The organism is Streptomyces sp. TS71-3, assembly GCF_018327685.1.
GTDB lineage: Bacteria > Actinomycetota > Actinomycetes > Streptomycetales > Streptomycetaceae > Streptomyces.
In genome coordinates, this window is record NZ_BNEL01000003.1 from 2,043,971 (window position 1) to 2,069,754 (window position 25,784).

10 protein-coding genes are annotated in these 25,784 nt (G+C 74.9%); 9 read left to right on the forward strand and 1 reads right to left on the reverse strand.

Going from position 1 to position 25,784, the window contains the following annotated elements:
- Positions 1-35: 35 nt before the first annotated feature.
- Positions 36-1,667 carry a (2,3-dihydroxybenzoyl)adenylate synthase gene (locus tag Sm713_RS32835; RefSeq protein ID WP_212913602.1) on the reverse strand — a complete coding sequence of 544 codons (1,632 nt, stop codon included), beginning with the start codon at positions 1,665-1,667 and terminating at the stop codon, positions 36-38.
- 139 nt (positions 1,668-1,806) lie between these two features.
- Between Sm713_RS32835 and Sm713_RS32840 the strand changes: the two genes are divergently transcribed.
- From Sm713_RS32840 to Sm713_RS32880, 9 genes are read left to right on the forward strand one after another with little or no spacing between them, the layout of a single operon-like run.
- The gene (locus Sm713_RS32840; protein WP_212913603.1) at positions 1,807-3,204 is read left to right on the forward strand and encodes a salicylate synthase; all 1,398 of its coding nucleotides are present in this window, start codon (positions 1,807-1,809) and stop codon (positions 3,202-3,204) included.
- A complete protein-coding gene (gene entS, locus Sm713_RS32845; RefSeq protein WP_212913604.1) occupies positions 3,186-4,490 on the forward strand; it encodes an enterobactin transporter EntS in 1,305 nt (434 codons plus the stop codon). Before Sm713_RS32840 ends, entS begins: the two co-directional genes overlap by 19 nt.
- Before the next feature lie 59 nt (positions 4,491-4,549).
- Complete coding sequence (locus Sm713_RS32850; RefSeq protein WP_212913605.1) at positions 4,550-5,356, forward strand: alpha/beta fold hydrolase; 807 nt, start codon at positions 4,550-4,552, stop codon at positions 5,354-5,356.
- Positions 5,357-5,403: 47 nt separating this feature from the next.
- Positions 5,404-5,868, forward strand: a complete 465-nt coding sequence (panD, locus tag Sm713_RS32855) for an aspartate 1-decarboxylase (protein WP_212913606.1) — start codon at positions 5,404-5,406, stop codon at positions 5,866-5,868.
- Position 5,869: 1 nt separating this feature from the next.
- Positions 5,870-6,088, forward strand: a complete 219-nt coding sequence (locus Sm713_RS32860) for an MbtH family protein (protein WP_212913607.1) — start codon at positions 5,870-5,872, stop codon at positions 6,086-6,088.
- Positions 6,088-9,336 carry a non-ribosomal peptide synthetase gene (locus Sm713_RS32865; RefSeq protein WP_212913608.1) on the forward strand — a complete coding sequence of 1,083 codons (3,249 nt, stop codon included), beginning with the start codon at positions 6,088-6,090 and terminating at the stop codon, positions 9,334-9,336. The genes Sm713_RS32860 and Sm713_RS32865 overlap by 1 nt, the downstream gene beginning before the upstream one ends.
- Complete coding sequence (locus tag Sm713_RS32870; protein WP_212913609.1) at positions 9,333-13,904, forward strand: non-ribosomal peptide synthetase; 4,572 nt, start codon at positions 9,333-9,335, stop codon at positions 13,902-13,904. Before Sm713_RS32865 ends, Sm713_RS32870 begins: the two co-directional genes overlap by 4 nt.
- On the forward strand, positions 13,901-22,006 hold the full coding sequence (locus Sm713_RS32875; RefSeq protein WP_212913610.1) for a non-ribosomal peptide synthetase: 8,106 nt from the start codon (positions 13,901-13,903) through the stop codon (positions 22,004-22,006). Before Sm713_RS32870 ends, Sm713_RS32875 begins: the two co-directional genes overlap by 4 nt.
- 57 nt (positions 22,007-22,063) lie before the next feature.
- On the forward strand, positions 22,064-25,681 hold the full coding sequence (locus tag Sm713_RS32880) for an amino acid adenylation domain-containing protein (protein ID WP_249416848.1): 3,618 nt from the start codon (positions 22,064-22,066) through the stop codon (positions 25,679-25,681).
- Positions 25,682-25,784 lie beyond the last annotated feature (103 nt).

Here is a 25,784-nt window from a genome sequence, read left to right on the forward strand (position 1 = left end):
CCGAAGGGGCCGATGGGCCGGGGGCGGTGGAGGGCTCAGTTCGCAACGGGGCCCCTGCCGGCGCGGAGTCGTTCGGCGATGCTCTGGCCGAGTGCCTTCTTGTCGATCTTGCCGACCGATGTCCTCGGGAAGGACTCGACGATCTCCACCCGGTCGGGCAGCTTGTAGCCGGCGACTCCGCGCCCGGTCAGGAAGGCGACCAGTTCGGGCCGTCCAGGTGGCGCGCCGCGCGGCACGAGGAACGCGCACGTGCGCTCGCCGAGGACGTCGTCCGGCACGCCCACCACGGCCACGTCGTGCACTGAGGGGTGCGCCAGGATGTGGTTCTCCAGCTCCTCGGCCGAGATCTTGTCACCGCCCCGGTTGATCTGGTCCTTCACCCGGCCCGCCACGACCAGGTGACCGGTCGGCAGGACGCGCACCAGGTCCCCGGTGCGGTAGAAGCCGTCCTCGGTGAAGGCCCGCCGGTTGTGCTCGGGCGCCCGGTAGTAGCCGCGCAGCGTGTAGGGGCCGCGGGTGAGCAGCTCGCCGCTCTCGCCCGGGGCGACCTCGCGGCCCGCCTCGTCGACCACCCGGATCTCGTCGGCGGGGGACAGCGGGCGTCCCTGCGTGCCGGTCACGAGGTGCCCGGGGTCGTCCAGGCGCGTGTAGTTGAGCAGCCCCTCGGCCATGCCGAACACCTGCTGGAGCGCGCAGCCGAGGGCCGACTCGACCCGTCCCGCGGGTTCCGGGCCCAGCCTGGCGCCGCCGACCTGGAGCAGCCGCAGCGAGGACAGGTCGGCCTCCTCCCACTCCACCGCGTCCAGCCAGAGCAGGGCGATCGGGGGGACCACGGCCGTGACCGTGACGCGCTCGCGCTCGATCAGCGCGAAGGCGTCCTCGGGGCTCGGTGTCGGTGCCAGCACCACCGTGCCGCCGGCCATCAGCGCCCCGAGCAGGCCCGGGCAGGCCAGGGCGAAGTTGTGCGCGGTCGGCAGGACCACCAGGTACACGGTGGACGCGTCGAAGCCGCACATCTCGACGCTCGCCCGGACGTTGTACGCGTAGTCGTCGTGGGTCCTGGGGATGAGCTTCGGCTTTCCCGTGGTGCCGCCGGAGAGCAGCAGCAGCGCCACGTCGCCGGGGTCGGGCGCGGGCAGCGCCATCGGCTCGCCGTCGACCGCGGACAGCGGTGTGAACTCCTCGGGCTCGCCCGCGACCAGGACGTGCACGACGGACGGGACGGCCTTGCGGAGCGCCCTGGCGAGGAGACGGTGGTCGTATCCGTCGTGCACGTCGGGGATGGCGTACGCGGTCGCCCCCGACACCTCGGCGATGTGCACGATCTCGCTCTCGCGGTGCGCGGGCAGGGCCAGGACCGGGATCGCGCCCGTCCTCAGCAGCGCGAAGAACAGCACCACGAAATCCGCGGTGTTGGGGAGCTGGACCACGACACGGTCCCGGGGCCCGATGCCGATCCCGCGCAGTCCCGCTGCCGTTCGGTCCGCACGCGCGTCGAGCTCGGCGTAGGTCCAGCGGTCACCCCCTGCGCCGACGAGCGCTACCCGGTCGGGGGCGTGCCCGGCCTGCTCGCGCAGCAGATGGTCCAGCGGCCGGCCCGCCCAGTACCCGGCACCGCGGTACCGCTCCGCCAAGGACTGTGGCCAGGCGGTGAAACCGTGGAGCATCCTCAACTCCCCGCTCATTTTTTAGGAAAGGCTTGCCTAACATGTCGGGCAGGTCAAGCCTGGACTCCGCTCCGCTCCACGGCTAGGCTCTGCTCGACTTGGTTAGGTTAGGTTAACCTAAGTTAAGGGAGGAAGGGCGTTGCTGCGTTATGCGAGCGCGCGTACGGAAGCGGTCGGGGAGCCCCTCCTCGCGGCGGCCGGACTGGCCGAGGCCGGTCTCTTCGATCAGTACGTGGTGTACGAGCGCGAGGGGCAGTGGTGGTTCGCCGGAGGAGTGCTCGGTGAGGTCGTCGTCGGACGGCGCTTTGGCGTGCGCAGCCGCTGGCTGACCGAGGAGACCACCGAGCCGCTCGGCCCCGACCCGCTCCGCCAGGTCGGCGAGCGGCTGGCCCGGATGGCCCTGGAGGGCTGGAACGCATACGGCTGGATGGCCTTCGAGTTCTCCCACCTCTACACGGACAGACCCGAGCGCGCCGGCGACGCCGATCTGCTGCACCTCGTCGTGCCGCAGGCCGAGGTCCGGATCGGCGGCGGTCCCGCGCTCGTGCGCAGCACGGACCCCGGCCTCGTGGACGCGCTCGTCGCGCTGCTGTCCGAGCCCGTCGCGCCGAGCACGGCCGAGCCGCGCCCGATCGACGTGGCCGACGCAGGCGGGCAGTACCCCGGCCTGGTGGCCCGCGCGATCGAGGAGATCAGGACCACCGAGCTCCAGAAGGTGATCATCTCCCGGCCCGTGCCGGTGCCCTTCCCCGTGGACTTCGTCGCCACGTACGTCCGGGGACGCTCGTCCAACACTCCGGCCAGGTCCTTCCTGCTCGACCTCGGCGGCCGGCGCGTCGTCGGCTTCAGCCCGGAGACGGTCGTGGAGGTCGACGCGGACGGCGAGGTGGTCACCCAGCCACTGGCCGGCACCCGGGCACGCGGACTCGGCGAGAGCGAGGACGCCCGGCTGCGTGCCGAACTCCTCGCCGACCCCAAGGAGATCTCCGAGCACGTGCTCTCCGTCAAGCTGGCCGAGGAGGAGATGTCCACGGTGTGCAGGCCCGGCACGGTCTCGGTGCGCGATCTGCTGAGCGTGCGTCAGCGCGGCAGCGTGCAGCACCTCGGCTCCACCGTGCACGGCACCCTCGACGAGGGCGCCACGGCGTGGGACGCCCTGCGAGCCGTCTTCCCCGCGGTGACCGCCTCCGGCATCCCCAAGTCGCTCGCCTACGACTGCATCACGGGGCTTGAGGGGGACGCCCGGGGCATCTACGCCGGTGCGGTCCTCAGGGCGTCGGGCGACGGGTCCCTCGATGCCGCCCTGGTGCTGCGCAGCCTCTTCGAGGAGCCCGGGAGGGCCTGGCTCCGCGCCGGTGCCGGCATCCTCGCCGGGTCCACGCCGGCCCGTGAGCTGGAGGAGACCTGCGAGAAGCTGCGCAGCGTGGCCCCTTACGTGGTGCCCGCGCCGGACGCCGGGTCCGCGGCCGCCCCGTCTTCGGACACCCGGCCGTCGGCTGCCAGGGACGAGGAGCGGGTGTGCGCCTCGGAGAAGTAGTCGTCGACGTCGCGCCGCTGAGGGCGAGCAGGAGCTTCCGGCTGGTCTTCGCCACCCAGGCGATCTCCATGATCGGCACGCAGCTCACCTCGGTGGCGGCGAGCCTCCAGGTCTACGAACTGACCGGCTCCTCGGTCCAGGTCGGGCTGATGAGCCTGGTGCTCGGCCTGTCGCTGCTGGTCGGCCTGGTGCTCGGCGGCGTTCTCGCGGACCGTGCCGACCGGCGCAGGGTGGTCCTCACCACCCGGGCGGTCACGGCCGTGGTGATCGCCGGCCTCGCGCTCAACGCCGCCTCGCCGCATCCACACGTCTGGTTCGTCTTCGTGGCCGCCGTGCTGGCCGGCGGGATCAGCGGGCTGGGCGGCCCGGCCCTGATGGCTGCCACGCCCGCCCTCGTGGGGCCGGGGCAGTTGGCCGCCGCCGGCGCGCTGGTCACGCTCACCGCGCAACTCGGCGGCATGGTCGGCCCCTCGCTCGCCGGTGTGATCAGCGCGGGGCCCGGACTCGCCGCCTGCTTCGCCATCGACGCCGCCGTCTACGTCGCCGGGCTCGCGCTGCTCGCGCCGCTGCCCGCGCTGCCGCCCCAGGGCGAGGGGCCGGCCCAGCATCCGTTCCGGGCGATGGCGGAAGGGCTGCGCTTCGTGCGGAGCGACCAGGTCGTCAAGGGGCTGCTGCTGATCGACGTCTGTGCCATGGTCTTCGCGATGCCCTACGCACTCTTCCCTGAACTCGGTACCGAGCACTTCGGGGGAGGCCCCTCCACCGTCGGCCTGCTGTACACGGCTCCCGCCGTCGGGTCGTTCTGCGGAGCGCTCACCAGCGGCTGGACCGGCCGCGTGCACCACACGGGCCGCGCGCTGATCGGCGCGGTCGCGCTGTGGGGCGTGGCGATCTTCTGCTTCGGCCTCAGCCCGGGGCTGTGGAGCGCGCTGCTCTTCCTGGCGCTGGCGGGACTCGGTGACACCGTCTCGGAGGTGCTGCGCCGCGCGTTGCTCCAGCACTCCACGCCCGACCGCCTCCAGGGCCGGGTCGGCAGCCTCTGGCTCGCGCAGGCCACCGCGGGGCCCTCGGCGGGCAACCTGGAGGCCGGCCTGGTGGCCAGGGCGCTGGGCTCGGCGGCGGGTGCCGCGGTCGTCGGGGGGCTCGTCTGCCTGGCGGGCGTGGCAGCCGTCGCCGTCGCCCTGCCCGGGCTGCGTACGGCGAGCCTGCACCGTCGCCCCGCCGCGGGCACCGAGTACACCGAGGAAACCGAGGCCGCCGCCGAGCCGGCGCCGGCCGCCGACTGACGTCCGCGCCCTTCACACACGTTCGCGACAGGGGGCGTTCGGCCCCTTCGGGGAGACCCATGCCGAGTGCGAGGATCAACGGGATCAGGCTCCACTACGAGGACACCGGCCGCGGCGAGCCGGTGGTCCTGGTGATGGGCCAGGGCGCCGGAGGGCGGGCCTGGCACCTGCACCAGGTGCCGGCGCTCGTACGGGCCGGGTACCGGGTCGTCACCTTCGACAACCGCGGCATACCGCCGAGCGACGAGTGCCCCGATGGGTTCACCGTCGACGACATGGTGGCCGACACCGCCGGTCTCGCCGACCACCTGGACCTCGGGCCGTGCCGGTACGTCGGTGTCTCCCTCGGTGCCCATATTGTCCAGGAACTGATGCTGAGCCGGCCCGGATCCGTGCGGCAGGGCGTCCTGATGGCCACCCGGGGCCGCACCGACGCCATGCGCTCCGCCATGGCCGCCGCCGAGCGCGCGCTGCACGACAGCAAGATGGTGCTGCCGCCCGGGTACGCCGCCTGGATCCGTGCGCTGCGGAACCTGTCGCCGCGCACGCTCGACGACGACGCGCGGGTGCGGGACTGGCTGGAGCTGTTCACGTTCTCGCCGCAGCCGGACGGGCCGGGCGTGCGCGCCCAGATGGATCTGGAGATCCCCTCGGGGCGGCTCGGCGCCTACGGGGCGATCGACGTGCCCTGCCTGGTGATCGGGTTCGCGGACGACGTGGCCCTGCCCCCGCACCTGGGCCGCGAGGTCGCCGCCGCGATCCCCACGGCCCGCTACCAGGAGATCGCAGGCTGCGGGCACTACGGCTATCTGGAGCGGCCCGACGACGTGAACCGCGTGCTGATCGAGTTCTTCCACCTCGGTTGATATTAAGTTAGGTTAGCCTCACCTAAGTATCCAGGTAGGGGGTAGTGGTGCACCGCACCTTGCTCAACGGAAAGATCCACCGCGCCACCGTGACCCAGGCGGACCTGCATTACGTGGGTTCCCTGACGATCGACGAGGACCTGATGGACGCCGCTGGCATCGTCGAGGGCGAGGCGGTACAGGTCGTCGACATCGAGAACGGAGCCCGCCTCACCACGTACGCCATCACCGGCGAACGGGGCAGCGGCGTCATCGGTGTCAACGGCGCGGCCGCCCACCTCGTCCAGCCGGGCCACCTGGTCATCGTCATGACCTTCGCCGTGCTCGACGCGTCCGAACTGGCCGGGCACCGGCCCCGGGTCGTCCATGTCGACAAGGCCAACAGGATCGTCGCGCTCGGCGCCGACCCGGCACAGCCCGTCCCCGGCGTCCCCGGACAGCTCTCCGGAGCCCTCACCGACGTGGCCGCGCGGCACCCGGGCGACCGGTCCGAGAAGCAGGAGGACAACTAGCATGGCCAACCCGTTCGACGACGAGGACGGCGTCTTCCGCGTCCTGGTCAACGACGAGGACCAGTACTCCCTGTGGCCCGACTTCGCGCCGGTGCCGGACGGCTGGCGAAGCGCGCACGGCCCGGACGGCAGAGGTGCCTGCCTGGAGTACATCGAGCGGCACTGGACGGACATGCGCCCGCGCAGCCTGGCGGACGCCATGCGCCGGGCCGGCTCTTGATGGCCGCCCGCGCGCGCGTGGAGGACGTCCTCCCGCTGTCGCCGATGCAGGAGGGCATGCTCTTCCACGCCTGGTACGACCGGGGCGCCATGGACGTCTACACGGGCCGGACCACCATCGCCCTCGACGGTTCCCTGGACGCCGCGCGGCTGCGCACGGCCGCCGACGCCCTACTCGCCCGGCACGCGAACCTGCGCGCCGCCTTCCGCACGCAGCGTTCCGGCCGTCCTGTGCAGGTGGTCAGGTCCGCCGTCGCCGCCGACTGGCGCACCACGGACCTGAGCGCCCTGATGCCCCGTGAGCGCGAGGAGGCGTTCGCGCGGATCCAGGCCGACGGCGGGGACGAGCGGTTCGACCTGATGCGGCCGCCCCTGGTCCGGTTCCACCTGGTGACCCTCGGCGCGCGCGACCACCGGCTGGTGATCACCTCTCACCACCTGCTCTGGGACGGATGGTCGGCCCCGGTCCTGGTGCGCGAGCTGTTCCAGCTCTACGGCTCAGGCGGCGACCGGGCAGCCCTGCCCCGCGTGCACCCGTACCGCGACTACCTCGCCTGGCTCGCCCGCCAGGACGCGGAGGCCGCGCGGGAGGCCTGGCGCGCGGCCCTCGAAGGCCTCGACGAGCCGGCGACGCTCGCCGCGGGAGCCTGGCAGGGGACGGCCGAGCGGCCCGAGCAGTTCGTCCTGCGCCTCTCCGAGGAGGAGACCGCGGCGCTCACCACCGCGGCCCGGGCCTGCGGAGTCACCGTCAGCACGGCGCTCCAGTGCCTGTGGGCGGTGCTGCTCGGCGCGCTCACCGGACGCCGCGACGTGGTCCTCGGCGCCACCGTCTCCGGACGCGACGCGCAGATACCCGGCATCGAGTCCATGGTGGGCCTGTTCATCAACACCCTGCCGGTGCGGGTGCGGCTGCGCCCCGACGAGCCGCTGGCCGACCTGCTCGCACGGGTGCAGTCCGAGCAGTCCGCCCTCCTGGACCACCGGCACCTGGGCCTCGCCGAGATCCAGCGCGCCGCGGGCCACCCCGCGCTCTTCGACACCCTGCTGGTGTTCGAGAGCTACCCGATCGACGACGACGGCATCGCCCGCGCGCTGGACCCCGCCGGCCTGCGGATGACCGGCGTCCAGGTACGGGACGCCACCCACTACCCCCTCACCCTCACGGCCCTGCCCGGCACCCGGCTCACCCTCACCTTCGGGCACCGCCCCACCGTCCTCGACCGTCCCGCGGTGGCCGCACTCGCCGAGCGGCTGACCCGCCTGATACGGACGCTCGGCGAGGACCCCGCGCGGCCCGTCGCCCGGCTCGACCTGCTCACCGCGGCCGAGCACCGGACCCTCAAGGAGCGCGCCGAGCGCGCCGAACGGCCGCTGCCCCACGCCACGGTCCGCGGGCTGTTCGAGGAACAGGCCGCCCGCACCCCGGACGCGGCCGCCCTGCACCACCGCGGCACCTCCCTCACCTTCGCCGAACTCGACGCCAGGGCCGACCGGCTGGCCGCCGCGCTCACCGCGCGCGGCGCCGCACCCGACTCCGTGGTCGCCGTGGCCCTGCCCCGCGGGGCCGACCTGGTGGTGGCCCTGCTCGCCGTCCTCAAGGCCGGGGCCGCCGTGCTGCCACTCGACCCGGGCTACCCGCCCGAGCGCATCGCCCTGATGCTCGGCGACGCGGCGCCCCACACCGTCGTCTGCGCACCTGGGACAGCAGCCACGCTCGGCGTCGCGCCCCACCTGGTGTGCCCCCCTGACACCGCGCCACCGCCCGGACGCGGCCGCCCCGACCGCCCCGCCCTGGCCCCTGACCACGCCGGGTACGTCATCTTCACCTCCGGCTCCACGGGCCGCCCCAAGGGCGTCGTCGGCACCCAGCGCGGCCTCGCCAACCGGCTGGCGTGGGGCCGCGAGCTGACCGCCGGCGGCAGCGGCCCCCGTATGGCCAAGAGCCCGCTCAGCTTCATCGACGGACTGACCGAACTGCTGGGCGCCCTGGTCGTGGGCGAGGCCGTGGTGCTCGCCGACGACGCGGACACCGGCGACCCCGTGGCACTCGCCGCGCTGGCCGACCGCCACGGGGCGGCCCTGCTGACCGCCGTCCCCAGCCTCCTTGCCGTGCTGGCCGAATCCGCCCCGGAGGGCACCTTCGGCTCCGTGCGCACGTGGGTGTCGAGCGGTGAGCCGCTCTCCGGGGAGCTGGCACGGGCGCTCGCCGCCCGCTGGCCCCGGGCCCGTCTCGTCAACCTCTACGGCTGCTCGGAGGCGGCCGGCGACAGCCTCGTCCACACCTGCGGCGCCGGTGACGGCGACGGTCCCGTCCCGCTGGGCCGCCCGCTCGCCCGCACGCGCGTCCACGTGCTCGACGCGTTCCTCCGCCCGGTGCCTCCCGGCGCGGTCGGCGAGCTGTACCTCGCAGGCGCCGGCGTCGCACGCGGCTACCTGGGCCGTGCGGCCCGCACCGCGGAACGGTTCACCGCCGACCCCTACGGGCCGCCCGGCAGCCGTATGTACCGCACCGGCGACCTGGCGCGGCAGCGCGCGGACGGCACCGTGGAGTTCCTCGGCAGGGCCGACGACCAGGTCAAGATCAGGGGCTTCAGGGTCGAGCCCGGCGAGGTGGAGGCGGCACTGCGCGCCCTGCCGGGCATCGCCCGCGCCGCCGTCGTCGCACGGCGGCACGGAGCGGGACCAGCGCGGCAACTCGTCGCCTACGTGGTGCCGGAGCGGGGCCCCACCCCCGAGGAGCGGGGCGCCGCCCCCGAGCCCGCCGCGGTCCGCCGCGCACTCGCCGGACACCTCCCCGACCACCTCGTGCCCTCCGCCGTCGTGGTGCTCGACGCGCTGCCGCACACCCCCAGCGGAAAGCTCGACCGCCGGGCCCTGCCCGCGCCCGGCACCACCCCCGGCGGCGCCTACGAGCCACCGCGCGGCACGGCGGAGACGACACTGTGCGCGCTCTTCGCCGACGTGCTCGACCGCAGCCGGGTCGGCGTCAACGACGACTTCTTCGAGCTGGGCGGCGACAGCATCGTCTCCGTGCGGCTCTCCGACCGCGCCCGCAGGGCCGGCCTCATGCTCTCCCCCCGGGACGTGTTCACCGGGCGCACCCCGGCCGGCCTCGCCGCCCTGCTGGCCGACCGGGACACCAAGGACACCGAGGACACGCGCACCGGGGAGTTCACGGCGCCCACCGCACCCCTGGTGGCCCTCAGCAGCACGCAGCTCGACACCATCAAGGCGAGGTGGGCCCGATGAGCCAGGAGCCCGGAGGGGCGGGCGGCGACTCCCTGGTGGAGGACGTCCTGCCGCTGTCCCCGCTCCAGCAGGGCCTGCTGTTCCACGCCCTCTTCGACGAGGGCGCGCAGGACGTCTACACCATGCAGTCGCTGGTCGGGATGGAGGGCCCGCTGCGGCCCGAGGTGCTGCGCTCGGCGGCGGGCGAACTGCTCGCGCGCCACGCCAACCTGCGCAGCGCCTTCCTCCACGAGGACGTGGACGATCCGGTCCAGGTCGTGCTGAAGGAGACCGCGCTCGACTGGAGGCAGGCCGACCTCGGCGCCGTCACCGCGGACGAGCGCGAGGCCGAGCTGGCCCGCCTGACCGCCGCGGACGCCACCGCGCGCTTCGACCTCACGAGCCCCCCGCTGCTGCGCCTCACGCTGGCCGCGCTCGGCGGGGACCGGTGGCTGCTGGTGATCACCAACCACCACCTCCTCCTGGACGGCTGGTCCGTGCCCCTGCTGGTGCGCGAACTTCTCCAGCTGTACGCGGCCCGGATCGCCCCCGAGCGCTGTCCGCCGCCGCCCGCCGTGCGCCCCTACCGCGACTTCCTCGCCTGGCTGGCCTCGCGGGACAGCCAGGCGTCGGGACGTGCCTGGCGCGAGGCGCTGGCCGGGGCCGCGCCCACGATGCTCGCGCCGCGCGCAGTGGGGCCCGTACCGGTCACGCCGGAGCTGCACACCCTGACCTTCGGCCAGGAGACGACCGACGCGCTCAGGGCCCTGGCCAGGAGCCGCGGTGTCACCGCCAACACCGTGGTGCAGGGCCTCTGGGCTCTGCTGCTGGCCCGGCTCACCGGCCGTCAGGACGTGGTCTTCGGCGCCACCGTGGCGGGACGGCCGCCCGAACTGACCGGCGTCGACACCATGATCGGCCTGTTCATCAACACCGTGCCGGTCCGGGTGTCCCTGCCGCCCGGCGAGAGCGCGGGCACCTTCCTGCGCCGGCTCCAGGACGAGCAGTCCCGGCTGATGGACCACCAGTACCTGGGGCTCACCGAGATCCAGCGCCACGCCGCCACGGGCGACCTCTTCGACACCCTCCTCGTCTTCGAGAACTACCCGATCGACAAGGGGGCCGTCTCGGCTGCCGAGGCCGCGTCAGGACTGCGGATCACGGACGTCACGGGCAGCGGCGCCACCCACTACCCGCTCACCCTCGCGGTGCTGGACGAGCGGCACCTCTCCGTCGTCCTCGAATTCCGCCCCGACGCCTACACGCGTACCGAGGTGGAGCGCATCGCCGGGCGCTTCGAGCGGCTGGCGGGCGCCCTCCTCGCGGCACCCGACACACCGCTCGCGGCCCTGGACGCCCTCGACCCCGCCGAGCGCGGCGCGCTGCTCGCCGCGGGCACGGGCGGGCGGGCGCCGGCCACGGCCACCACCATGCCGGAGGTGTTCCAGGCGCAGGCGGCGCGCACCCCCGACGCCGTCGCGGTCGTCGGGGACGGGCGGCGGCTGACCTTCGCCGAGCTGAACACCGCGGCCAACCGGCTGGCCCGGCTCCTCGTCGCCAGGGGGGCGGGCCCCGAGAAGATCGTCGCCCTGGCGCTGCCGCCCGTCCCCGACACCCTCACCGCGCTCCTCGCGGTGCAGAAGGCGGGCGCCGCCTACCTGCCCCTCGATCCCGCCTGGCCCGCCGGGCGCATCGCCGGCATGCTCGCAGACGCCCGGTCCGTCGCGGTGCTCGCCGCCACCGCCACCGTGCCGGGCCCTGACGCGCTCGACGGCACACCGGTGCTCCTGGTCGACGACCCGGACACCGGGCGCGCTCTCGCCGAGGCGGACGGCCGCGACCTCACCGACGCGGACCGCCGGGCGCCCCTGCTGCCCGAGCACCCCGCCTACGTCATCTACACCTCGGGGTCCACCGGCCGCCCGAAGGCCGTGGTGGTGCCGCAGCGCGCCATCGCCAACCTCTTCGCGGCGCACCACGACGCCCTCTTCGCACCGGCCTCGCGCACGGTGGGCGGGCGGCCGCTGCGGGTCGGGCACGCCTGGCCCACCGCCTTCGACGCCTCCTGGCAGCCGATGCTCTGGATGTTCGCGGGGCATGAACTGCACCTGGTGCCCGAGGACGTGCGCCGCGACCCGGCACGGCTGCGCGCCTTCCTCGCCGGACACGGCATCGAGTTCATCGAGCTGTCGCCGTCCCTGCTCGGCGAACTTGTCGCGCAGCGCGGCTGGCGCGGCGAGCTGAAGGTGCTGGGCGTCGGCGGCGAGGCCGTGCCGCCCGACCTGTGGCACACGCTGCGCACGGAGCGGGGGCTGAGCGTCCACAACCTGTACGGGCCCACCGAGTGCACTGTCGACTCCGCCGACTGCGACCTCTCCCTCAGCGAGGGGCCCGCCATCGGCCGCCCCGTCGCCGGCGCCCGCCTCTACGTCCTCGACGGCCACCTGAACCCGGTCCCCGTCGGTGTCGAGGGCGAGCTCTACATCGCCGGCGCGGGCCTGGCCCGCGGCTACCTCGGCCGGCCCGGCACCACCGCGGGCCGCTTCGTGGCCGACCCCTTCGCCGGCACGCCCGGCGCCCGGATGTACCGCACCGGAGACCTCGCACGGTGGAGCGCGGACGGCCTCGTCGAGTGCCTGGGCCGCGTGGACGACCAGGTGAAGATCCGCGGCTACCGGGTCGAGCCCGGCGAGATCGAGGCCGTGCTGCTCGGCAGCCCACAGATCGAGCGCACAGCGGTGGTGGTCCGCGAGGACACCCCCGGAGTACGCCGCCTCGTCGCCTACGTGGTGCCCGCTCCCGGGGCGCCGCCCGCCGATCAGACGGCCGAACTGCTGCGTCGCGCCGTGGCCGGCGTGCTGCCCGACTACATGGTGCCGTCGGCGTTCGTCACGGTCGTCGGTTTCCCGCTCACCCTCAACGGCAAGCTCGACACCGCCGCGCTGCCCGCCCCGTCCCGGACGGCGGGGCCCTCCGCACAGCAGCCGCGCGACGAGGGCGAGCGACGCCTCGCCGCGCTCTTCGCCGAGGTGCTCGGCCTGGACGAGATCGGGGTGCACGACAGCTTCTTCGCGCTCGGCGGCGACAGCATCGTCTCCATGCGGCTGGTCAGCCAGGCCCGCGCGGCCGGGCTGCGGATCTCCCCGCGCGACGTGTTCGAGCAGCCCACCGTCGCCGGCCTCGCCCCCCTCGCCGCCACCGTGACCCGGCAGCCGCCGGGGGACCCCGGCCCCGACACCGGCAGCGGCGACATCCCGCTCACCCCGATGCTGAGCTGGCTCACCGGGCGCGGCGGCCCCGTCCGGGGCCTGAGCCAGGCACGGTTCCTCAGGACACCGGCCGGGCTCGACCTCGCGCGCCTGCACGGCATCGTGCAGGCCGTCCTCGACCGGCACGACCTGCTGCGGGCGACGCTCACGCTCGCCGACGACGGCGCCTGGCGCCTGCACGCGGCGCCCCCCGGTGCGGTCCCGGCCACGGCCTGCCTGCGGCGCGTCGACGCGCGGGAACTCGACCACACGGCGATGGGCACCCTCGTACCGGACGCCTTCGACGACCTGGTCGCCGAGCTGGACCCGGCATCCGGCGCGGTGGCACGCCTGTTGTGGTTCGACGCGGGCCCGACCCGCGAGGGCCGGCTCCTGGTCGTCCTGCACCACCTCGCCGCCGACGCGGCCTCGTGGTCGGTCCTGGTCTCCGACCTGGCCGCCGCCTGGGAGGGCCGACCGCTGTCCGTGCCGGGCACCAGCTTCCGCACCTGGGCGCGAGCGCTGCACGAGGAGGCACGGTCCCCGTCCCGCACCGCCGAACTCGCCCTGTGGAAGGAAGCCCTCGCGCACGACGAGCCACCTCTCGGCAACGGCCCCCTGGACCCCGGGGTGGACACCCGCGCCACCGTGCGCCGCGTGTGGAGCACGGCGGACCCGGACACCACGGCCCGGCTCGCCGCGGGGCCCGTGCAGGACGTGCTGCTCGCCGCGCTGGCCCGTGCCGTCTCCGCGTGGCGCGAGGAGAGCGGTGCCGGCGACGGCGCCCCGGTGCTCGTCGACCTGGAGGGCCACGGCCGCGAGGAGGACCTGCTGCCCGGCGCCGACCTGTCGGCCACGCTCGGCTGGTTCACCAGCGTCTTCCCCGTGCGGCTCGACCCGGCCGCGGCGCCCGGCACCGCGCTGGTCCGGCAGGTGCACGACCGGCTCGCCGCACTGCCCGGCAAGGGCATCGGCTACGGCCTGCTGCGCCACCTCAACCCCACGACCGCCGCCGAGCTCGCCGCACTCCCCGCCCCCCAGATCGAGTTCAACTACCTGGGCCGGATGGCGGTGGCCGAACGTCGCCGCACCGCCGACGCGGCCGTGTTCACCAGCGCGCCGGAGACCGGCGCCATGGGCAGCGGCGCCGACCCGGACATGCCCGCCTCCCACCCCCTCGTCGTCGACGCGGTGATCAGCGACGAGCCGGGCGCCGAAGGACCGGTTCTCCGGGTCTGCTGGCAGTGGCCGGAGCGCCTCCTGGACGACACGCGGGTCCGACGGCTCACCGAGCTGTGGGACATCTCCCTCGATGTGCTGCTGAAAGGCGGAGACCAGTGACCGAGACATCCGCGGCGGCCACCGGTGACCTGGCCGCCCGCAGGCGCGAGCTGATGCGCCGCCGGCTGGCGGCGGCCGGCCTCGCCGGCGCGCAGGACCACTCCGAGCGGATTCCGCGCCGGCCGGCGGGCGCGGGGCCGCTGCCGCTGTCGTTCGCCCAGTCGCGGATGTGGCTGCTCCAGCAGCTCGCACCCGCCAGCCCGGCGTACAACGTCTGCCTCGCCATCCGGTTGCGCGGCCCCCTGGACACCGCCGCGCTGCGCGCCGCCTTCCACGCCCTGGCCGGGCGACACGAGGTGCTGCGCACCCGCTACCGCGCCGGCGGCGACGGCACCCCGGAGCAGATCATCGATCCGGAGCCGGCCCTCGTCTTCGACACCGAAGCCCTGGACGGCCTCCTGGAGGAGGAGCAGGACCACCGCGCCGCGGACCTGGCACGCACCGCCGCGGCCACGCCCTTCGATCTCGCCGCCGTCCACCCGCTGCGCGTCCTCCTGCTCCGCCGGGCGGCCGAGGACCACACGCTCGTCCTGACGGTGCACCACATCGCCTGGGACGGCGGCACCTTCCGCGCGCTCTCCGACGACCTCAGCGCCCTGTACCGTGCGGCCCTCACGGGCGGCGGCGACGGGCTCGGGCCCCTGCCCGTGCAGTACCCCGACTTCGCGCGCTGGCAGCGGGAGACCTTCACCGACGAGCGCCTGGCCGGCCACCTCGACCACTGGCGGGGCACGCTGATGCCGCCCCCGGCGCCCCTCGCCCTGCCCACCGACTTCCCACGCGAGGCGCGGCCCGCGGAGGAGGGCGGGCGCCGCGCCCGCACCCTGCCCGCCGAACTCACCGGCCGGCTCACCGCCTTCGCGCGCGACGCCGGCGCCACCCCCTTCATGGTCCTCCTCGCGGGCCTCGCCGCGCTGCTGCACCGGCACACCGGCGCCACCGACATCCCCATCGGCTCCGCCGGCATGAACCGCGAACTGCCCGGCCTGGAAGGGCTCGTCGGCAACTTCGGCAACACCCTCGTCCTCCGCACCGACCTGGCCGGCGACCCCGGGTTCGCCGCACTGGTCGAGCGGGTGCGCCGGGTGTGCACCGACGGATACGCCCACCAGGACATGCCGTTCGACCGGCTGGTGGAGCAGCTGCGGCCCCGGCGGCACCCCGGGCGCGCCGTCTACTTCGACGTCATGCTTCTCTTCCTCACCCAGGGGCTCGACGGGCCCCGGTTTCCGTCGGTGAGCACCGAGTGGGAGACGGTGCACAACGACACCACCCAGTTCGACCTGTCCCTGGAGGCCTTCCTCACCGGAGGGCTCCTGCGCATCGAGGCCACCTACCGCAGCAGCCTGTTCACCGCGGACACCGTCGACGCGCTGCTGAACCGCCTTCAGACACTCCTCGACGCCGCGCTCGCCGCACCCGAACGCCCCGTCTCGGCCCTGCCCCTGATGGACGGCACGCAGGAGCGGCGCGTCACCGGCGAGTGGAACGCCACCGCCCACCCCGTGCCCGCCACCACCCTCACCGCCCTGCTCGACGCGGGGGCCGCACGGACACCCGGCTCCCCGGCACTCCTGCTCGACGACGGCTCCGCCGACGGCACGCCCCTCGACCACGCCACCCTGCACGCGCGCGCCAACCGCCTCGCGCGCATCCTCGTGGCCTCGGGAGCCGGCCCCGAGCGGCGGGTGGCCGTGGCGCTGGAACGCGGCCCCGACCTCGTGACGGCCCTGCTCGCGGTGCTCAAGGCCGGCGCCGCCTACGTGCCGCTCGACACCGACCACCCCGCCGAGCGGCTGGCGCTGCTGATCGAGGACACCGCCCCCGCGCTGCTGCTCACCACCACGGCCACCGCCGAGGCACTGCCCCCGCACGACTCCCCGGTGCTGCTGCTCGACGACCCCGCGGTACGCGAGCGCGCCGCAGCGCAGGACGGCGGACCGCTCACCGACACCGACCGCATCGCCCCGCTCACGCCCGACCACCCGGCCTACGTCATCCACACCTCCGGCTCCACCGGCCGGCCCAAGGGCGTGGTCGTGCCGCACGCCGCCGTCGTCAACCGGCTGCTGTGGATGCAGTCAGCCCTGAACCTCGGGCCCGACGACCGCGTCCTGCAGAAGACCCCGGCCGGCTTCGACGTGTCCGTCTGGGAGTTCTTCTGGCCCCTGATCACGGGCGCAAGCCTCGTGCTGACCCGCCCCGGCGAGCACCGCGACCCCGGCCACCTCGCCGCGCTCATCCGCGAACGCCGCGTCACCACCGCCCACTTCGTGCCATCGATGCTGCGCGCCTTCCTCGACGCACCCGAGGCCGGGCAGGTCCGCGGCGTACTGCGCCAGGTGGTGTGCAGCGGCGAGGCCCTGCCCACCGAGCTCGCCGAGCGCTGCGCCCGCCTGCTCGACGGCACCGCCCTGCACAACCTGTACGGCCCCACCGAGGCCGCGGTGGACGTCACGGCGTGGCCGTGCGCCGAGGGCACCGGGTCGGCCGCCGGCACCGTGCCGATCGGCCGGCCGGTGTGGAACACCCGTGCCCTGGTACTGGACGCCCTGCTGCGGCCGGTGCCGCCGGGGGTGCCCGGAGAGCTGTACCTGGGGGGCATCCAGGTGGCACGCGGCTACCTGAACCGTCCCGGGCTGACCGCCGAGCGGTTCGTCGCGGACCCGTTCGGGCCCCCGGGCGGCCGGCTCTACCGCACCGGCGACCTGGTCCGCTGGACCCCGTCCGGGGCGCTGGAGTTCCTCGGCAGGTCCGACGACCAGGTCAAGATCCGCGGCTTCCGGGTCGAGCCCGGTGAGGCCGAGGCCGCCGTGGCCGCCCTGCCTGATGTCTCCCAGGCCGCCGTGACCGTCCGCGCGGACCCGCGCGGCGAGGCGCAACTGGTCGCCTACGCCGTGCCGCGGCCGGGAGCCGCGCTGGATCCGCTGGGAGCCAGGCGCGACCTCGCCGCCGCGCTTCCCGAGCACCTGCTGCCGTCCACCGTCGTCGTCCTCGACGCGCTGCCGCTGACCCCCAACGGCAAGCTGGACCGCGCTGCCCTGCCCGCTCCCGATCCGGCGGCCCTCACCACCGGCACCGCGCCCCGCACCAGGGCGGAGGCCTCGCTGCTCCGCCTCCTCGGCGACCTGCTGCGCGTGCCGGACCTCGGTGTCCACGACGACTTCTTCGCGCTCGGCGGCCACTCGCTCCTGGCCACCCGGCTGGTCGCCCGCGTCCGGTCCGAGCTGGGCGCGGTCGTCCCCCTGCGCGCCGTCTTCGACCACCCCACCGCGGCGGGCCTCGCCCCGCTGCTCGCATCCGGCGCCCCGCCGCTGCCCGCGCTGCGGCCGGGACCGCGCCCCGCCCGCGTGCCGCTCTCCTCGGCGCAGGCCAGGATCTGGTTCCTGCACCGCCTCGAAGGTCCCAGCCCGACCTACAACATCCCCACGGCCATGCGCCTCAGCGGCCCGCTCGACGCCACCGCCCTGGAAGCGGCGCTGAACGACGTCGTCGCCCGCCACGAGGCGCTGCGCACCGTCTTCCCCGACGACGACGGCACCCCCCGGCAGGCGGTCCTCGACCCACGGGACGCCAGGGTGCCGTTCACCGTGGTGCCAGTGGCCGCCGAGGACGCCGGTGCGGTGCTGCGCGAGGCGGCCGGACACTGCTTCGCACTGGACGGCGAGATACCGGTGCGGGCCACCCTGTGCGTCCTGGCCCCCGACATGCACGTCCTGCTGCTGCTCGTCCACCACATCGCCACGGACGGCTGGTCCGAGGAGCCGCTGCTGCGCGATCTCCAGGCGGCCTACGAGGCAAGGGCGCGCGGCGTCGCCCCAGAGTGGGCGCCGCTGCCTGCGCAGTACGCGGACCACACGCTCTGGCAGCGGAGCCTGCTCGACGACGAGGCCCCGGGCAGCCTGGCAGGGCAGCAGCTCGCGTTCTGGCGGCGGCGCCTCGAAGGGCTGCCCGAGGAACTGCAACTGCCCCTCGACAGGCCCCGCCCCGCCGTCTTCGGCCACGGTGCGGGCGTGGTGGACTTCACCCTCGGCACGCGGGTCCACCAGGGCCTGCGGAGCCTGGCCGCCGAGACGGGCGCCACCGTCTTCATGGCGCTCCAGGCCGCCGTGGCCGTCCTCCTCGGCCGGCTGGGCGCGGGCGACGACATCCCGCTGGGCACCCCCGTCGCCGGCCGCACCGACCCCGCCGCCGACTCCCTCGTGGGCCTCTTCGTCAACACGCTGGTGCTGCGCACCGACATCTCCGGCGACCCGACCTTCCGCGAGCTGCTGGCCCGGGTGCGGGAGGCCGACGTCGACGCCTTCGCCCACCAGGACCTGCCCTTCGAACGCCTCGTGGACGCCCTCGCGCCGACCCGCTCCACGGGACGCCACCCGCTGTTCCAGGTGATGCTGGCCCACCAGCAGGCGCCCGCGGACGCCAGGGACTTCGCCGGGCTCGCCCTCACCGCGCACCGCGTCGACTTCCACACCGCCAAGACCGACCTGGCCGTGCACCTCTTCGAGCGGCCGGACGGCGGTGGGATCGACGGCTCCCTGGTGTACAGCACCGATCTGTACGACCACGGCACCGCCGAGGACCTGGCCGGCCGGCTCGGCCGGCTGGTCGAGGAGCTGGCCCGGCACCCCGACCGGCCGGTGGGCGCCGCCGACGTGCTCACCCCGCGTGAGCGTGCGCTGCTGCTCGACGAGTTCAACGACACCGCTCACCCCATGCCCGCCACCACGCTCACCGCGCTCTTCGAGGAGCAGGCCGCCGCGACGCCGGACCTCACGGCCGTGGAGGACGGCATCCCGGACGGGCGGCGCCTCACCTACGCCGAACTGAACGCCCGCGCCAACGGGCTCGCCCGGCGGCTGCGGGACCTCGGCGTCGGGCCGGAGCGGTGCGTCGGCATCCATCTGGAGCGCTCCGTCGAGATGGTGGTCGCCCTGCTCGCCGTCCTCAAGGCCGGTGGAGCCTTCGTCCCCCTGGAGCCCGCCTGGCCGGCCCGCCGCATCGCCGGGATCTGCCGGGGCACGGCCATGACGGCGGTGACCGGACGCCCCGATGACGGCTCGGGCCCGGCCCTGAGCGACGTGCTCGGCGACGGCGCCCCGCCCCTCGTCGCGGTCGACCTGGACGCACCGCCGCCCGAGGGAGCGGACGCCGCGAACCCGGGCGTCCACGTCGATCCCGAGGGCCTCGCCTACGTCATCCACACCTCCGGGTCCACGGGGGTCCCCAAAGGTGCCATGATCAGGCACCGGGCCATCGCCCACCGGCTGCTGTGGCAGCGCGTCCTGCTCGGCTTCGGCACGGCGGACGCCGCCCTCTTCAAGGCACCCCTCAGCTTCGACATCTCCATCAACGAGGTCTTCCTGCCGCTGGTGCACGGCGGGCGTGTGGTGGTCGCGGAGCCGGGCGGCGAGCGCGACGCCGACTACCTCCTGAAGACGGTCGAACGGCACCGGATCACCTTCACCTACCTGGTCTCCTCCATGCTCGACCTCCTCCTCGAACAGCCCGGCTTCGCCGCCCGGGCACACTCCCTGAAGCATGTGTGGTGCGGCGGCGAGGTGCTCACCCCCGAACTGTTCGCCCGCTTCCGCACGGCCAGCCGCGCGGTGATGTACCACGGCTACGGGCCCGCGGAGGCCACCATCGGCGTCAGCCACGTCGTGTACCGCGGCGACGCCCTCCGCAGTGCCGTCTCCATCGGCCGGCCGAACGGCAACACCCGCCTCTACGTGCTCGGCGAACGCCTGGAGCCCGTGCCGATCGGGGTGCCGGGCGAGCTGTACGCCGGGGGCGTGTACCTCGGCCGTGGCTATGTGGGCGACCCGCGCCGCACCTCCGACCACTTCGTCGCCGACCCGTTCGGCCCGCCCGGCGGGCGGCTCTACCGCACCGGGGACCTGGTGCGGTGGCAGCGGGACGGCACTCTTGAGTTCCTCGGCCGCGCCGACAACCAGGTGAAGATCCGCGGCATGCGCGTCGAGCTGGAGGAGATCGAGGCCGTCCTCGAACAGCACCCGGCGGTGCGCCGCGCCGTCGTGGTGGTCCGCACCGACACCCCTGGCGTCAAGCGGCTGGCCGGCTACTGCGTCAAGGTCGGGGACGGGGAGCAGGACGCCCGCACCGATGAGGAGTTCGGGGCCGGGTTGCGCGCCTGGTTGCGGGAGCGGCTGCCCGAGCACATGGTGCCGCTCACCCTCACCGTCCTGGACGCTTTTCCCCTGCTGCCCTCCGGCAAGGTGGACCGCGCGGGCCTGCCCGCCCCGAGCCCCGTTGCCGCCGGGCCGACGCGGGATCCCGCGGACGAGCGTGAGCGGCGGTTCTGCGCGCTCTTCGGCGAGGTGCTGGGGCTCGACCGGGTGGATGTGGACGGCAACTTCTTCGAGCTGGGCGGCGACAGCATCGTCTCCATCAGGCTGGTGACCCTGGCACGCAGGGCGGGCCTCGGCATCAGCCCGCGGCAGGTCTTCCAGTCGCCGACCCCCGCCGGACTGGCCGCGGCGGCCACCGACACGGCGGCGGCCCCGCGCACCCTCGCGGACGACCCGACGGGCGAGGCCGCCCTCACTCCCGTCATGCGCTGGACCGCGGACTCGACGGGTTCCCACGGGGGACTCGCCCAGGCCGTCCTGCTGGTCACCCCGCCGGACCTGACACGTGACGGGACCACCGCCGTCCTCCAGTCCCTGATCGACCGGCACGCCATGCTCCGCGCCCGGCTGGTGACCGCCCCCGAAGGCGGCTCCCGGCTGGTCGTGCCGGCCGAGGGCACCGTGAGCGCGGCCGACCTGCTGGCCGTGACACGAGTCCCCGGCACCGGGCTGCCACCAGGCGTCCTCGACGAGCAGGTGGCCGCGGAGGCCGCACGCCTCGACCCGGCGGCCGGGCGGGTGCTGCGCGCCCACTGGTTCGACGCGGGCCCCGGATCCGAGGGCCGGCTGCTGCTCGTCGCCCACCACCTGGCCGTCGACGGCGTGTCCTGGCGGATCATCGGCACCGACCTGGCCGAGGCATGGCGCGCCGTCCGCTCCGGCACGGCCCCGCCGGGGCGTGCGGGCACCTCGTTCCGCCGCTGGAGCACGCTCCTGGCCGGGGAGGCCCGTCGCCCGGAGCGGCTGCGCGAGCTGCCGTGGTGGACCGCGCTGCCGGCCGGGACGCGGCCTCTTGCCGACCGCGCCCTCGACCCGGTCCGCGACACCGCGCGGAGCGTCCGGGAGCACACCGCGGTGCTGCCCCCCGACGTCTGCGCGCCGCTGCTGACGTCGGTGCCCGGCGCCTGGCGGGCCGCGGTGTCCGATGTGCTGCTCTCCTCCTTCGCGGTCGCGGTGGCGGCCTGGTGGCAGGAGCGCGGCGAGCAGGCCGGGCCCCTGCTCGTGGGCGTCGAGGGACACGGGCGCGCGGAGGACGTCGCCGAGGACGTCGACCTCTCCTCCACGGTGGGCTGGTTCACCGCCTACCACCCGGTGGCCGTCGCCGTGGCGCAGCTCGACATCGGCGAGGCGCTGTCCGGCGGCCCGGCGGCGGGCACGGCGCTCAAACGCGTCAAGGAGCAGCTCCGCGCCGTGCCGGGGGGCGGTCTCGGCCACGGCCTGCTGCGGTACCTCAACCCGGACACCGCGGCGGCCCTGGAGAAGCTGCCCCAGCCGCAGGTCGCCTTCAACTACCTCGGCCGGTTCTCCGCGTCCGCCTCGACGGCCTGGGAGCTGGCGCCCGAGGCACCCATGCTCCGGGTGCCCCCGGACGGCGCACGTCCCGCGGCCTTCGGACTGGAGATCAACGCCTGCGCCGTGGACGGCGACGACGGCCCCCGGCTCCACCTGTCCGCGGCCTGGCCGGAGCGGTTCCTGGAGCAGGCAGAGGCGGACCGGCTGTTCGGCCTCTGGGAGCAGGCGCTGCACGGCCTCGTCCGGCATGCCGGCGACGCCCCGGCCGGCGGCCTCACTCCGTCCGACCTCTCCCTGGTGACGGTGACGCAGGACGACCTCGACGACTTCGAGAACGGCTTCGGCGAGGACGTTGCCGGCTTCGGCGATGACGCGGCCGACGACGGCCGCGGTGATGACGGCCGCGGTGATGACGACTTCGAGAACGGGAGCCGGTGAACGATGACCTCGGACTTCGCGGGCGCCTCCGGTCTCCCGGCGACACAGGAGGAAACGGTGACACGGGACGGGATGACGGCGGACGAACTGCTGCGCTCGGCCACGGACGCGCTCGCGGGCGAAGGGGAGCGGCCCGGTGAGGACGACAGCCTCATCACCTGGGGCCTGGACTCGATCACGCTCATGCGGATCGCCGGCGGCTGGCGCCGCCGCGGTCTGCGGCTCACCTTCGCCGAACTGGCCAGGGAACCCACCCTGCGGGCCTGGCGGGCTCTCCTCGACGCCCGTATCCCGGCCGCCGGACAGGCCGACGAGCCCCCGGGCGGGTCGTCCGCCGGGAAGGCGCAGGCATCCCCGCCCGGACCAGCCGCAGGCGCGTCGGAGACAGCGGGACAGCCCGCGGCGCGCCAGGAGGAGGCCCCGGCAGCCCAGGTTGCCCCGCCGGGCCCGACACCGGCGGTGGGGCGGGCACCGGACGAGCCGTTCCCGCTGGCCGTGATGCAGCACGCGTACTGGATAGGCCGCGGCGACGACACCGTGCTCGGCTCCGTGGCGGCCCACCTGTACGTGGAGTTCGACGGTTCAGGAGTGGACCAGCACAGGCTGGAGGAGGCGGTGCGGGCGCTGGCCCTGCGGCACGGCATGCTCCGCGCACGCTTCACCGACGACGGCCGCCAGCGGATCATGCCCGATCCCACGGGCCCCGCGATCACCGTCCACGACCTGCGGGCACTCGGCGAGGACGCGCGGCAGGCCGAGTTGGACCGGCTCCGGGAGACCTCCTCGCACGCCCGCCTGGACGTCGCGGCGGGCCAGGTGTTCTCGGTGCGGCTCTCGCTGCTGCCCGAGGGACACACGCGGTTGCACGTCGACGTGGACATGCTGGCCGCGGACGCACTGAGCTACCGGGTGCTGATGGCGGACCTCGCCCTGCTCCACCAGGACCCGGCAGCGCAGTTGCCGCCGATCCGCACGAGCTTCCCCGAGTACCTGGCCGAGCGCGCCGAGGTGCGGCGGCTGAGCCGGGAGGAGTCCGGACAGTGGTGGGCGCGGCGGGTCCCCGGCATGCCGTCCGCACCGGACCTCCCGCTGGTCCCCGAGGCCGAGCGGCGCGATCCGACGCGGGTCACCAGGCGGCACCACTGGCTGCCCCCGCAGGAGAAGCTGCGGCTCACGGCCAAGGCCCACCAGCACGGCGTCACACCGGCGATGACGGTGGCCACAGCCTTCGCGGAGGTGGTCGGGGCGTTCAGCGGAGAGCCGCGCTTCCTGCTCAACGTGCCCATGTTCGACCGCAGGAGCAGCCACCCCGACGTGGACCTGCTGGTCGGCGACTTCACCAGTTCCGTGCTGCTCGACGTCGACCTGACCGAGGAGCTGTCGTTCGTCGAGCACGCACGGCGGCTCCAGGACCGCATGCACACCGACGCCGCACACGCCGACTACTCGGGCGTGGAGGTGTTGCGCGACCTGTCCAGGCACCGCGGCGAGCAGGTCCTCGCACCGGTCGTGTTCACCAGCGCGCTGGGCCTCGGGGAGCTGTTCGACGCCCGGGTGCGGCAGTCCTTCGGCGAGCCGGTGTGGATCATCTCGCAGGGCCCGCAGGTCCTCATGGACGCCCAGGTGACCGAGGTGGACAGAGGACTCCTCATCAACTGGGACGTCCGCGAGGACGCCTTCCCCGCCGGCCTCGTCGACGCGATGTTCGCCGCGTTCCACGGCCTGGTCACCCGCCTGGGCACGGACGAGGGCGCCTGGGACCGGCCGGTCCCCGCGCTGCTGCCGCGCGGGCAGAGGACGGTGCGCGCCGCCGTGAACGCCACCGCGCGCCCGCGCAGCCACCGGCTGTTGCACCAGGGCTTCTTCGACCGTGCCGCCGAGCACCCCGACGCGCCCGCCCTGCTCTGGGGCGCGGACGGCGCCCTCTTCTACGGCCGGCTCGCCGACCGCGCGCTCAGGATCGCCTCGGCCCTGGTGGAGCGCGGTGTGCGCGCCGGTGACACCGTGGCCGTGAGCCTGCCCAAGGGGCCCGAGCAGATCGCGGCCGTCCTCGGCGTGCTCGCGGCGGGCGCCGCCTACGTGCCGCTGGGCGTGGAACAGCCGCCGGCGCGGCGTGCGCGCATACGCGCCACGGCGGGCTTCGGCACCGTGCTGACCGACGGGGACACACCGGCGGAGGCGCTTGCTGGCGCCGATGCCCTCACGGTGGCCGAGGCGGTGCGGCACGACCCGCTGCCCGCCCCGGTGGCGGTGGACGAGGAGCAGGCCGCCTATGTCCTGTTCACCTCCGGCTCCACCGGCCTGCCCAAGGGCGTCGAGGTGCCGCACCGCGCCGCCGTGAACACCCTCGACGACCTCGACGACCGGTTCGGCGTCAGGCCCGCCGACCGCTGCCTGGCCGTCTCGGCGCTGGACTTCGACCTCTCGGTGTACGACGTGTTCGGGCTGCTGAGCGCGGGCGGAGCCGTGGTGCTGGTGGACGAGGGCGACCGGCGCGAGGCCCGGCAGTGGGCGCACCTGGTGCGCACGCACCGCGTCACGCTGCTCAACTGCGCCCCGCCGCTGCTCGACATGCTGCTGCTCGCGTCGGAGCCCGGCGACGTCGCCGGCCTGCGGGTCGTGCTGCTCGGCGGCGACTGGGTGGGCACCGACCTGCCGGCGCGGCTGGCCGAGCACGCGCCCGGCTGCCGTTTCGCCGGCCTCGGCGGCACCACGGAGACCGCGATCCACTCCACCGTCCACGAGGTGACGACCACACCGCTCCCGGAGCACTGGCGCGCCGTCCCCTACGGCACCCCGCTGCGCAACGTCCGGTGCCGGGTGGTCGACACGCGCGGCCGGGACTGCCCCGACTGGGTGCCGGGCGAGCTGTGGATCGGCGGTGACGGTGTGGCCCTCGGCTACCGCGGCGACGCGGAGCGCACCGCGGAGAAGTTCACGGAGCGGGACGGTGTGCGCTGGTACCGCACGGGCGACCTCGCGCGCTACTGGCCGGACGGCACCCTGGAGTTCCTCGGCCGCCGCGACCACCAGGTGAAGCTGCGGGGCTTCCGCATCGAGCTCGGTGAGGTGGAGGCGGCGCTCGCCGGGCACCCGGCAGTGCGGCGCGCGGTCGCCGGTCTGACCCCCGGGCCGCACGCGCGACTGGCCGCCGCCGTGGCGTGCGCCGAGCAGGTCACGGAGGAGGCGCTGACCGCGTCTGTACGGGCGCTGCTGCCGCCGCACATGGTGCCCTCGCGGATCGCCGTGCTGCGCGAGCTGCCGCTGACCGGCAACGGAAAGCTCGACCGCCGTGCCGTCCAGGAGCTGTGGCAGAGCGACGACGAAGCGGACGAGCAGAGCCACCGCGCCCCCGGCACAGCGCTGGAGCGCGTGGTGGCCCAGGTGTGGCGGGACGTCCTGGGCGCGGGGCGCCTCGGTCTCGACGACGGCTTCTTCGCGCTCGGCGGCGACTCGGTGCTCGCCACCGTGATCGTGGCCAGGCTGCGTGAGGCGCTGGACAGCTCGGACGTCTCGGTACGCGACCTGTTCGCGACGCTGACGGCCGGCGGGATGGCGAAGCGGCTGGCCGCGGGGGAGCGGACACCGGGCCGCCTGGAGCAGGTCGCCGCTCTCCACCTGGAGATCGCCGCGATGTCGGCGGAGGAGGTCGCGGCGGCGCTGGGGGAGGAGTAGGAGCGGCCCCGGGCACGGCGGCCCCGCTCGCGGCCGACCGCGGTGCCCGGGGCCGTCCGCGGCGGCTGCTCGGCGGACCGAGGCGGGGCGGGAGTCCTCCGCG